This window comes from Bacteroides sp. 11BF, from assembly GCF_019633765.1.
Taxonomy (GTDB): Bacteria; Bacteroidota; Bacteroidia; order Bacteroidales; family Bacteroidaceae; genus Bacteroides; species Bacteroides hominis.
This window is the reverse complement of the sequence record NZ_JAFKPJ010000009.1, coordinates 185698-197856: the sequence shown is the minus strand read 5'-3', so window position 1 is coordinate 197856 and position 12159 is coordinate 185698. Positions and strand designations below refer to the sequence as shown.

Below are 12159 nucleotides of genomic sequence, written 5' to 3'. Positions count from 1 at the left end.
CTGCTAAAATAGCTCATTTGGTTTCATTATGAAACAGATGAATTGTACATTTGCAGGCTGAACTTAAAAAGAGAACCCTTATGAAATATAACTTTGATGAAGTGATAGAACGCCGGGGGACAGACTCGGTGAAGTATGACGCAGTGCCGGAACGTTGGGGACGAAATGACCTGCTTCCGATGTGGGTGGCCGACATGGATTTCCGTACTCCACCTTTTGTGATAGAAGCTATCCGTCGCCGGTTGGATCATGAAGTGTTGGGATACACTTTTGCCTGCGAAGCCTGGTATACATCCATTATCAATTGGCAGAAAGAACGCCATGGGTGGAATATTACCCGGGAGATGCTGACATTTACTCCGGGAATTGTGCGTGGACTGGCTTTTGCTTTGCAATGTTTCACTGTTCCGGGCGATCGGGTGATGGTGATGCCTCCTGTCTACCATCCGTTTTTTCTGGTAACGGAACATAATCATCGGGAAGTGGTCTATAGCCCGTTGGTCTTGGAAGATGGACAGTATCAGATCGATTTCGAACGTTTCCGTACCGATGTGAAAGGATGCAAAATACTGATCCTTAGTAATCCGCATAATCCGGGAGGACGTGTATGGACCCGGGAAGAGTTGGCTGAGATTGCGGAAATCTGTTATGATAATCAGGTTTTGGTCATTTCGGACGAAATCCATGCCGACCTGACATTGCCCGGATATACGCATCCCACTTTTGCGTTGGTATCGGAGAAAGCCCGTCGGAATTCACTCGTGTTTATGTCGCCCAGTAAAGCTTTCAATATGCCGGGACTTGCCAGTTCGTACTGTATCATAGAGGATGAAGACATTCGTCGTCGTTTCCAGACGTATATGGAGGCCAGTGAGTTCAGTGAAGGACATTTGTTTGCTTATCTTGGAGTGGCCGCTGCTTATAGTAATGGAACGGAGTGGTTGGATCAGGTGCTGGAATACATTCAGGGAAATATTGATTTTACGGACGAGTATCTGAATGCGAATATCCCTGCAATACGGATGATTCGTCCCCAGGCTTCTTACTTGATTTTCCTGGACTGTCGCGAACTGGGACTGTCGCAGAAAGAATTAGTAAGCTTCTTTGTTGATGATGCACATCTGGCACTGAACGATGGTGCAATGTTTGGCAAAGAGGGAGAAGGATTTATGCGTCTTAACGTGGCTTGTCCGCGGAGTGTGCTGAAGCAGGCACTGGATCAGATAAAGCAGGCATACGGGAAGAAGCATGACACAATAGCATAATTTGTGGAATTTATATAAAAAGACTTTCAGGATGAAAAAAAATAGTTTCGAGACACAAATACTGCATACTCCTTTTGAGAAAGAGGATGCACATCATTCTCTTTCCATGCCGGTATATCATACTGCTGCTTATGAATTTGAAACTGCTGAAGAGATGGAAGCTGCTTTCTGTGGACGGACAGCCGGACATGCTTATTCACGAATTACAAACCCTACGGTGCAGTACTTCGAGCAACGTGTACAGGCTGTGACCGGTGCGCTGAGCGTGACGGCGTTGAATTCCGGAATGGCTGCCATCAGCAATGCTCTGATCACTTTGGCAAGTGCAGGAGCTAATATCGTGACTTCGGCGCATTTATTCGGCAATACCTATTCATTCCTGAAAAGTACGTTAGGAGCTTTTGGGGTAGAAGTACGTTTCTGTGACCTGACATGCCTTGAAGAAGTGGAGAGGCAGATCGATGAAAATACTTGTGCGCTTTTTCTGGAGGTTATTACCAATCCGCAGCTGGAAGTGGCCGATTTGAAAGCCCTTGCCGGTATTGTCCATAGTGCCGGAGTACCATTGCTGGCAGATACAACGGCGGTTCCTTTCCATGTGTTTCGTGCGGCGGATTTCGGAGTCGATATTGAGATTGTGTCCAGTACGAAATATATTTCGGGAGGTGCTACCTGCATTGGAGGACTGATAATTGACTATGGCACCTTTGATTGGGGGCATTCCGGTAAGTTGGCAGCTTTGAGTACAGATACCGGGAAGGAGGCTTTTACCGCCAAACTCCGTAGGGAGATTCATCGTAATCTCGGAGCATACATGACTCCCCAGGTAGCTTATATGCAGACACTCGGGCTTGAAACAATGGAAGTCCGGTTTGCCCGGCAGGCGGAAACATGTTTGAAACTGGCACGGTGTTTGCAAGAACTGCCGGAGGTTGAGTCGGTGAATTATACCGGCTTGGAGACCAATCCGTTTTATGAATTAAGTACCCGGCAGTTTGGTTCTCTTCCGGGCGCGATGTTGACGTTCGACCTTCCATCGCGTGAAATATGTTTTCGTTTCATAAATCGGTTGAGAATCATACGTAGGGCCACGAACTTATTTGATAATAAAACGTTAGCTATCCATCCGGCAAGCACAATCTACGGTTCGTTTACCGAGGAGCAGCGCCGGGATATGGACATCAGTCAGAAAACCATTCGCCTTTCGGTGGGGCTGGAACGGACTGATGACCTGCTGGAAGATATCATACAGGCTCTGAAAAGCTAAATTTATCATTTACAAACTTTATACAATGCTGCCAAAAAAAGAAAACCTGGAAGAAAAAGAGAGAACGAAACATACGGTTGATAGTCTGTATAAGGACTATGTCGACGACTTGTTTTCGTATGCTTTAGGATTCGGGTTTGATAAACAGGCAGCGATGGATGCCATTCATGACGTGTTTTGCAGGGTATGTATTCGTGAGAAGGATGTTCAGGAGATACAGAATCCTAAATTTTACTTGTTGCGTGCCCTGCGAAACCAATTGATTGACACCTATAAACTTAAACGGAACTATTCGGAGGTTCTTACCGGTGAGATTACCGATGAACTTCCATACAGAATCAAAATCACCGTGGAGGATGAAATGATCGCGGCGGAAGAACAGGCGGAAGTGTCACAGAAAGTCGATGAAATTCTGAGTGTGCTGACCGAACGCCAACGCGAGATTATTTATTTACGCTATATGCAGGAATGTTCCTATGAGGAAATTGCGGAGATCATGCAAATCAGTGTTCCTGCTTGTCGTAAACTGCTCTATCGGACCTTACTTAAACTGAAGCACAATAATACGTTAGTGCTCTTCTATCTCTTGCTTTCTATTAATGTTGGTTAAATAAGGCACCAATTTAAATTTTATTCGGGAAAAGTGGGTATGAAACCTGTGCCCGTTCGTGTTCTATGCAGACAATAGTGTTATTAAACTCTTTAAGCACCTATTCTGAATGGAAAAAACGAAGCGGGATAGCAGACATATTGATCCTTTGAAAGATGAAGAGAAATTCTTCCAGTGGTTAAAATTCAAGAGCGTTCGGATGAACAGGGAGCGCCTCTCGAAAGATGATCATGAGCGTCTTCGTCAGCGGATCCATGCTTCTCTGCGCATGTTGCGACGGAAACGAACCATCAGGAGAGGCGCTTATTATGGTATATCCGTGTGCATCGTTATTGCATTAGGAATCATTTCTTATTTGAATCGTTATGAGAGGGTGGAACCGGTAACGCCTGTTACTGAACAAAAAGCGGAGATTGTCTGGCAACCTTTGAAATCAGAAGATATCCGTCTGGTAAGTGGCGACAGTATAACTTCGTTCCGGCAAAATGTACACCTGCTCTTGAGTAAGGATGGATCAGCCATGGTCTACCACCCCAACAGCGGGCAAGAAAAGATCAGGATGGAACAGAATGAGGTCAATGAGTTGGTGGTTCCTTACGGTAAACGGTCGAAGGTGAAGCTGGAGGACGGAACAGAAATCTGGTTGAATTCCGGTTCTGTTCTTAAGTTTCCTACCCATTTCTCGGGAGAGAAGAGGGAAGTGAGCCTGAAAGGCGAAATGTATGCCGAAGTAGCCGCAGATAGCAAGAAGCCTTTCATAGTGCATACGGCACATTTCGATGTGCAGGTATATGGCACCCGATTTAATGTATCGGCTTATGAAGACGAGGCGGTTCCTTCGTGTGTACTTGTGGACGGCATAGTCGGATTTCGGCCGGAGTCCGGTCCTGAGATACGCATGAAAGCAAATGAAAAAGTGCTCTACGATGGGAAGCAATGTGAAAAAAGAAAAGTTAGTGCCTCCAGATATACCTGTTGGAAGGAAGGCTATCTGGAATTGGATGATGCCAATATGGTGGATGTACTGAATCGGATAGGACGATATTATAATCTGTCGTTTAACTTCGGTGACAAGAAGCAACTGACCGGTAAGAGATGTTCGGGAAAGATCTATTTATCCGATAATATTGATAATGTATTGACGACTATATCATTGCTGTATTCTACTGATTACAGGAAAGAAGAGCGGACTATTTTTATATCTGAGAACCCATAAAATGGTAGAGCCTATGGAATGACACTGAACACTATGACACACGCACACACACAACCCCCACAAAAAGGATAGAGTGATATCCTTCCTCTAACTTACACACACGACTACATATCAGAGCCGGGAAGCATGGTTATGCCCTCCGGGAAGGGATGCAATGGCCTGAAATTAGTATTATAACAACTGGAACAAAGCATGAAAAGAGAACGTATAGTAAGAACTGAAAACATTGATAAACAGAGAATAAAATATAGAGTATTGTTTGGCTTTATTTTCATTATGTGCTGTAATGGGGCAGCTTTATCGTCAGAGGATGTTAAGATGCCGGACTGGAAATTTTCTTTTAATCTGAAACGTGTGCCGATCATCCGGGTTTTTGATGAAATCGAGCAAAAGAGTGATTTTGTCTTTGCGTGGGCTTGCGATATAGACACCGAGATTCATAAGGAAATAAGTATTTGTGTTTCGGAAGAACCTATCCAAAGAGTGATGGAGAAGGTTTTAGAAGGATCGGGACTCGTTTTTCAGAGACTCGACAGGCAAATCGTGGTTTATCGTTTGTCGGAGCACAATGCCTGTAGAGCAACTGTTCGCAAGGATAGTGTGAGGGTAATGACAAAGGTGGGACCAAACGACTGATAGAGGGATTGGCACCGACTCTTTATCGTTTTTCGTTCCACTCTGTCAGGAGTGCTAAGTCGGGTATGCGGATTTCTTTCCGGTGGAGTTCCAGCAGATTTAATTCCTGTAATCCGTTGAGGGCTTTTGATACGTTCAGGCGAGTATCATCCAGTATGCGTGCCAGATCATCCATTTTCACTTTAAACAGTTTTTCACCTGTCATTCTTTCGATATGGGCCAATATGAAACGTATTATTTTATCTTCAATGTCCTTGGGAGCTCTATCCCACAAACGAGTGTAAAGGTTCTGTGCACGATTGCTGACGATATTCATATAGTTGAGGCGGAAAATATCGTATTTGAACAGTTCACCCATAACGAATGATTTGCTGATGCTTACCATTTGTGCTTCTTCATTATGAGGAATGTAGGTAGATATATACCGGGTGTTCATTCCAAACATGGAGTAAGGTTCCAATACGGCAGGAGCTTCGAAATACTCTATGACAGTCAATGTCTCGTCTTCCGATACGGTGACGGAAGAAAGCTTACCTTTTAGCAAAAAAAGTAACTGGTCACATACTTCACCACTTTTTATCAACGGTTCTCCTGCTTTATGACGGGTGAAATGAAGTTTTACTTTTTCTAATATATTTGTGAAATCCTCATGACAAAGTCCCTGAAACAGGGGGAGTTGTAACAAGGTGTCGAACATGGTTTCCATATATCGTAATCTTCTAATTTGAAGGCAAATGTAACGATAATAGGGGTTGACTGAAACCATCTTCCCCTTCTTTTTGTTTTTTTTATTATTTCTTAAAGATGGTAGTGATTACCTAAAACAATCTCTTGCGAGATGCATAAAAATGAAGTATATTTGCGGGAAAAAGGAGGAAGTCATGTTTGCAAACTTTAATTTTCAACAGATGGTCAGTGCGTTTATCGTGCTTTTTGCTGTGATTGATATTATTGGTTCTATTCCTATTATCATCAATCTGAAGGAGAAGGGAAAAGATGTGAATGCCACGAAAGCGACCGTTATTTCGTTTGCATTAATGATTGGCTTTTTTTATGCCGGTGACTTTATGCTGAAACTGTTCCATGTTGATATTGAGTCCTTTGCCGTGGCGGGAGCATTTGTTATCTTCCTGATGTCTTTGGAGATGATTCTGGATGTGGAAATCTTTAAGAACCAGGGACCGATAAAAGAGGCTACGCTTGTACCTTTGGTATTCCCTCTGCTGGCAGGTGCCGGTGCATTTACTACATTGCTTTCTTTGCGGGCCGAATATGCCAGTATCAATATTGTGATCGCTTTGATCCTGAATATGTTGTGGGTGTATTTCGTTGTCAGTATGACAGGACGTGTGGAACGCTTTTTGGGCAAGGGAGGCATCTATATTATTCGTAAATTCTTTGGTATCATTCTGTTGGCTATTTCTGTCAGATTGTTTACCGCCAATATCACATTATTGATTGCTGCATTACAGAAGTAATAGGTATCCCCATTAATCTATTGTAGAAAACGAGGTGAAAAACTATTCTTTTTCACACTCTGTGTCTTTTTGGTCCGTTTCGTCGCTATTGATTTCGTCGTTATCGGTTTCATTTGCTTCATTGGCAACCTCCTCCTCTTCATCTTCATTTGCGAATGGTTCAGGCTTTTGTGGACCATGATTCATAAAAGCAAGGGCACAGATGGTACCGGTGACAGCTCCACTCAGATGACCCTCCCACGAAGTACCCGATGGTGCGAAATAAGGAAGCATATTCCACACCAGTCCACCGTAGAGGAAGGTTACTAAAAGAGAGATCGCGATCAGGGGGATATATTTTCGTAAGAGTCCGCTGAAGAAAAGAAAAAAAGCCAAACCGTAAATAATGCCGCTGGCCCCGATATGCCAACCGGGCTTACCGATAAGGAACGTGATGGTTCCGCATCCTATCCAGATGATAAAAAAAATCAGAGGTGCAATGCTCCTGTAAAAGTAAAAAAGACACCATGAAAGGAAGAATAGAGGTAAAGTGTTGGCCAGTAAATGTTTGAAGCCACTGTGTATAAGAGGATGCGCGAAAATACCAAACATCCCTTTTTTTGACAATGGGTATACTCCTAATCTGGTAAAGTCCCAGTCCATGCCCACCTCTAAAACTTTTATTGTATAAAGGATAAAAATTAGGAACATAGGAAGCACCATCGCTATCAGGATTCGTCGAACATCTGACTTCATATTGGCATATTTCTTTAAATTTTATACAATGCTACGAATATTTGCCTTGAAAATAAAAAATAAAGTTCCTTTTTATTTTGTTTTTTACCTTTAATTCGTATTTTTGGGCATCATACTTATATTATATACTATGATAACCGAAATAATTAACCTTTAAATAATGCACAACTATGAGTTATTTACATTTTGACAAGACTCTGATGATAAATCTTGAGGAATCTTTACCAAGGGAGATTCTCCGGACGAATAAATCAGGAGCTTATCATTGTACAACGATTGTAGATTGTAACACACGCAAATATCATGGATTGCTGGTGATTCCCGTACCCAATCTGGACGATGAAAATCATGTGCTGCTGTCTTCTTTGGATGAAACGGTAATTCAACACGGTGCGGAGTTTAACCTGGGATTGCATAAGTATCAAGGAAATCACTTTAGTCCGAATGGACATAAGTATATCCGTGAGTTTGACTGCGAACATATTCCGGCAACAACTTACCGTGTGGGAGGAGTCATACTTCGTAAAGAAAAAATCTTTGTACATCATGAGAATCGGATCCTGATCCGTTACACCTTGGTCGATGCACACTCTGCTACCACTCTTCGCTTCCGCCCGTTCCTCGCTTTCCGTAGTGTACGCGAATATACACACGAGAATTCGCAGGCGAGCCGTGACTATCAATTGGTAGAGAACGGCATTAAAACTTGTATGTATCCCGGATATCCGGAACTGTTCATGCAATTGAATAAGAAGAATGAATTCCACTTTGATCCGAATTGGTATAGAGGAATTGAATATCCGAAAGAACAAGAGAGAGGATATGACTTCAATGAAGACCTTTATGTTCCCGGATATTTCGAAGTTGATATAAAGAAAGGAGAGAGTATTATTTTCTCTGCCGGTATTTCAGAAATTTCTCCACGTCGGCTAAAGCAAACTTTTGATGCGGAAGTGGCCGACCGTACGCCGCGTGATAGCTTCTATCACTGCCTGAAGAATTCTGCCCATCAATTCCATAATAAGCAGGAAGATGACCATTATATTCTGGCCGGATATCCCTGGTTTAAATGCCGTGCCCGCGATATGTTCGTGGCTTTGCCGGGATTGACGCTTGCTGTGGACGAGACAGATGAATTTGAAGATGTGATGGAGACAGCCCGTAAAGCGATTGGTAACTATATTAAAGGTGAATCGATTGGCTGTAAGATATACGAGATGGATGATCCGGATGTATTGTTGTGGGCTGTATGGGCCTTGCAGCAATATGCAAAGGAGACAAGTCGTGAACAATGTCGTGCCAAATATGGTTCTTTGTTAGAAGAAATCATTGATTTTATTCGTCAGCGTAAACATGATAATCTGTTCCTGCACGAAAACGGGTTGCTTTATGCCAATGGTGCAGATAGGGCGATCACATGGATGAACTCCACGGTTAACGGGCGTCCGGTTATTCCACGCACGGGTTATATTGTAGAGATAAATGCTTTGTGGTATAATGCTTTGCGGTTTATTGCCGATTTAGTTCGCGAGGGTGGTAACGGACTGTTGGCCGACTCGCTGGATGCACAGGCTGAAGTAACTGGAAAATCGTTTGTGGAAGTATTCCGCAATGAATATGGATATCTGTTGGATTATGTAGACGGAAATATGATGGACTGGAGCGTACGTCCCAACATGATATTTACGGTTGCCTTCGATTATTCTCCTCTTGATCGGGTACAGAAAAAACAGGTACTCGATATTGTGACGAAGGAATTACTTACTCCGAAGGGACTCCGAACATTGAGTCCGAAGAGCGGCGGATATAATCCGAATTATGTGGGTCCTCAGATCCAGAGAGACTATGCTTATCATCAAGGTACGGCTTGGCCGTGGTTGATGGGGTTCTACATGGAGGCTTATTTGCGAATCTATAAGATGAGCGGTATCTCGTTTGTAGAACGCCAGTTAATCGGCTTTGAAGACGAGATGACCAGCCATTGCGTTGGTTCACTGCCTGAGTTGTTTGATGGAAACCCGCCTTTCAAAGGTAGAGGAGCGGTATCGTTTGCAATGAATGTGGCAGAGATTTTGCGTATCTTGAAGCTGTTGTCTAAATATAATTTATAGGAGGAGGGACGAAGATGAAAGTTTTAATGTTTGGATGGGAGTTCCCCCCGCATATCTTAGGAGGTTTAGGAACTGCCAGCTATGGTTTGACGAAAGGGATGTCTCAACAAGAGGATATGGAGATTACGTTCTGTATTCCCAAACCTTGGGGGGATGAAGACCAAAGTTTCCTGAGAATAATCGGTATGAATAGTACACCGATTGTGTGGAGGAATGTAGATTGGGATTATGTGAAAGGACGTGTCGGTTCGTACATGGATCCCCAGTTATATTTTGACCTGCGCGATCATATTTATGCTGATTTCAATTATCTGAATGCAAACGATCTGGGATGTATTGAGTTCTCTGGGCGTTATCCGGATAACCTGCACGAAGAAATCAATAACTACTCGATTGTGGCAGGAGTAATAGCACGCCAGCAGGAGTTTGAAATCATCCACTCACATGACTGGTTAACTTATCCGGCAGGAATACATGCAAAACAGGTATCGGGTAAACCATTGGTGATTCATGTACATGCTACCGATTTCGACCGTAGTCGTGGCAATGTGAATCCAACTGTATATGCCATCGAAAAAAATGGTATGGATCACGCCGATCACATCATGTGTGTGAGTGAACTGACTCGTCAGACAGTGATTCATAAATACTTTCAAGACCCGAAGAAAGTGTCGACAGTGCATAATGCAGTCTCTCCTTTATCACAAGAGATACAAGATATTGTACCCAATAAGAATCCGAAAGAAAAGGTTGTCACTTTTTTGGGACGTATCACGATGCAGAAAGGACCGGAATATTTTGTGGAGGCAGCTGCAATGGTGTTGAAGCGTACGCGGAATGTACGTTTTGTGATGGCCGGTAGCGGTGATATGATGGATCAGATGATTCGTCTGGCTGCTGAAAGGGGGATTGCGGACCGTTTCCACTTCCCGGGATTTATGAAAGGAAAACAAGTATACGAGGTACTAAAAGCCAGTGATGTATACATTATGCCTTCGGTATCCGAACCTTTTGGTATCTCTCCGTTAGAGGCCATGCAGTGTAGTGTGCCAAGCATCATTTCCAAACAATCCGGTTGTGCCGAGATTCTGGAAAAGTGTATTAAGACCGATTACTGGGACATACATGCTATGGCGGATGCTATCTATTCTATCTGTACCTATCCGGCTATGTACGAGTATCTCCGTGATGAAGGTAAGAAAGAGGTGGATGAAATTAAGTGGGAGAATGTAGGCTACAAAGTTCGCGGCATCTACGACGAGGTTATAAAAAATTATGGAAAACAATAAAACAATATAGATATGAGAACAATCTGTCTTTATTTTGAGATACATCAAATTATTCATCTGAAACGTTACCGCTTCTTCGACATTGGTGCCGATCATTACTATTATGATGATTATGCCAATGAGACAGGTATAAATGAGGTTGCCGAACGTTCTTATATTCCGGCTCTCAATGCATTGATTGAAATGGTGAAGAATTCCGGGGGGGCCTTTAAAGTAGCTCTTTCTATTTCGGGAGTAGCATTGGAACAACTCGAAATTCATGCACCTGCTGTAATTGACTTGTTACATGTATTAAACGATACAGGCTGCTGCGAATTTTTGGCCGAGCCATATTCCCATGGATTATCATCATTGGCCAATGAAGACTGTTTCCGTGAAGAAGTGATGCGTCAGAGCGACAAGATGAAACAGATGTTTGGTAAAGCACCGAAAGTGTTCCGCAATTCCAGTCTGATCTATTCGGATGAAATAGGAGCTACGGTAGCAAGCATGGGTTTCAAAGGTATGCTGACTGAAGGCGCTAAACACATATTGGGTTGGAAGAGCCCGCATTATGTATACCATTGCAATCAGGCTCCCAGCCTGAAACTGCTGTTGAGAGATTTTAAGTTGTCTGATGATATCAGCCTGCGCTTCTCTAATTCCGATTGGAGCGAGTATCCGTTATTCGCTGATAAATATATTGGTTGGATCGATGCTTTGCCGCAAGAAGAACAAGTTATCAATATCTTTATGGAACTGAAGGCACTGGGGCTGGCTCAGCCGTTATCATCCAATATCTTGGAATTCCTGAAAGCCCTTCCGTATTGTGCAAAAGAAAAAGGAATTACTTTCTCTACCCCATCGGAGATTGTTTCAAAATTGAAATCAGTTTCTCAATTGGACGTACCATATCCGATGTCATGGGTGGATGAAGAAAGAGATACCAGCAGCTGGTTGGGTAATGTCCTGCAGCGTGAAGCTTTCAATAAGTTATATAGTGTGGCCGAGCGTGTACATCTCTGTGATGATCGCCGTATCAAGCAAGATTGGGATTATCTGCAGGCCAGCAATAACTTCCGCTTTATGACTACCAAGAATACCGGTGTAGGGTTGAATCGTGGTATTTATGATTCTCCTTATGATGCGTTTACCAACTATATGAATATTTTGGGTGATTTCATTAAGCGTGTAAATTCTCTCTATCCTGAAGATATTGACAATGAAGAGTTGAATTCATTGTTGACAACGATCAAGAATCAGGGAGAAGAAATTGCCGAGTTGCATAAGGAGGTTGATAAACTGGAAGCAAAGGCAGCAAAAGCTACCAAAGCAAAAGCGGAACCCAAAGCTACTGCTCCTAAAAAGGCAGCAGCAAAGAAACCTGCAACAAAGAAGACAGCTGCAAAGAAAGAAGACTGAATATAGTGCAAGTTTGCTTTAGCGAAAGCTTTTCAAATAGAGAGGGCGGAGGATTTACATTCTCCACCCTTTTTTAGTATAGAAAGGCATTTGATGATTAGATTTTTGTCTCATCTCAGAATTAATGAAAAGGAAGGGGGCGTATAGAAAA

General features: G+C 42.9%; 11 protein-coding genes. 9 read left to right on the top strand and 2 right to left on the bottom strand.

The annotated features are described in order from the left end of the window. Nucleotides 1-80 precede the first annotated feature (80 nt). The 5 genes from JZY04_RS11710 to JZY04_RS11690 all read left to right on the top strand — a co-directional run bounded on the left by JZY04_RS11710 (nt 81) and on the right by JZY04_RS11690 (nt 4994). Complete coding sequence (locus JZY04_RS11710) at nt 81-1265, top strand: MalY/PatB family protein (protein ID WP_122142884.1); 1185 nt, start codon at nt 81-83, stop codon at nt 1263-1265. A gap of 31 nt (nt 1266-1296) precedes the next feature. After that, a complete protein-coding gene (locus JZY04_RS11705; RefSeq protein ID WP_022012381.1) occupies nt 1297-2532 on the top strand; it encodes a PLP-dependent transferase in 1236 nt (411 codons plus the stop codon). Nucleotides 2533-2557: 25 nt separating this feature from the next. Beyond that, nucleotides 2558-3142 carry an RNA polymerase sigma factor gene (locus tag JZY04_RS11700; RefSeq protein ID WP_005810078.1) on the top strand — a complete coding sequence of 195 codons (585 nt, stop codon included), beginning with the start codon at nt 2558-2560 and terminating at the stop codon, nt 3140-3142. 109 nt (nt 3143-3251) lie between these two features. Then, nucleotides 3252-4358, top strand: a complete 1107-nt coding sequence (locus tag JZY04_RS11695; protein WP_005810076.1) for a FecR family protein — start codon at nt 3252-3254, stop codon at nt 4356-4358. 192 nt (nt 4359-4550) lie between these two features. Further along, the gene (locus tag JZY04_RS11690; protein ID WP_122142883.1) at nt 4551-4994 is read left to right on the top strand and encodes an STN domain-containing protein; all 444 of its coding nucleotides are present in this window, start codon (nt 4551-4553) and stop codon (nt 4992-4994) included. 22 nt (nt 4995-5016) lie between these two features. Here the strand turns inward: JZY04_RS11690 and JZY04_RS11685 are convergent, their stop codons facing one another. Further along, nucleotides 5017-5760 (bottom strand): Crp/Fnr family transcriptional regulator, encoded by a 744-nt coding sequence (locus tag JZY04_RS11685; RefSeq protein ID WP_005810071.1) that lies wholly within the window; start codon nt 5758-5760, stop codon nt 5017-5019. A 115-nt stretch (nt 5761-5875) separates the two neighbouring features. On the opposite strand from JZY04_RS11685, the gene JZY04_RS11680 reads away from it, so the two are divergent. Then, on the top strand, nt 5876-6472 hold the full coding sequence (locus tag JZY04_RS11680; RefSeq protein ID WP_005775732.1) for a MarC family protein: 597 nt from the start codon (nt 5876-5878) through the stop codon (nt 6470-6472). Nucleotides 6473-6514: 42 nt separating this feature from the next. Here the strand turns inward: JZY04_RS11680 and JZY04_RS11675 are convergent, their stop codons facing one another. Then, entirely contained in the window at nt 6515-7207 is a 693-nt protein-coding gene (locus tag JZY04_RS11675) for a rhomboid family intramembrane serine protease (RefSeq protein ID WP_122142882.1), read from the bottom strand. A 170-nt stretch (nt 7208-7377) separates the two neighbouring features. Between JZY04_RS11675 and JZY04_RS11670 the strand changes: the two genes are divergently transcribed. Genes JZY04_RS11670 through JZY04_RS11660 form a run of 3 tightly spaced genes read left to right on the top strand, consistent with a single transcriptional unit; the run spans nt 7378 to nt 12008 of the window. Then, nucleotides 7378-9318 carry a glycogen debranching enzyme N-terminal domain-containing protein gene (locus JZY04_RS11670; RefSeq protein WP_005775734.1) on the top strand — a complete coding sequence of 647 codons (1941 nt, stop codon included), beginning with the start codon at nt 7378-7380 and terminating at the stop codon, nt 9316-9318. A 14-nt stretch (nt 9319-9332) separates the two neighbouring features. Beyond that, nucleotides 9333-10607 (top strand): glycosyltransferase family 4 protein, encoded by a 1275-nt coding sequence (locus tag JZY04_RS11665; protein WP_005775735.1) that lies wholly within the window; start codon nt 9333-9335, stop codon nt 10605-10607. 12 nt (nt 10608-10619) lie between these two features. Next, the gene (locus JZY04_RS11660; RefSeq protein WP_022012383.1) at nt 10620-12008 is read left to right on the top strand and encodes a glycoside hydrolase family 57 protein; all 1389 of its coding nucleotides are present in this window, start codon (nt 10620-10622) and stop codon (nt 12006-12008) included. Nucleotides 12009-12159 lie beyond the last annotated feature (151 nt).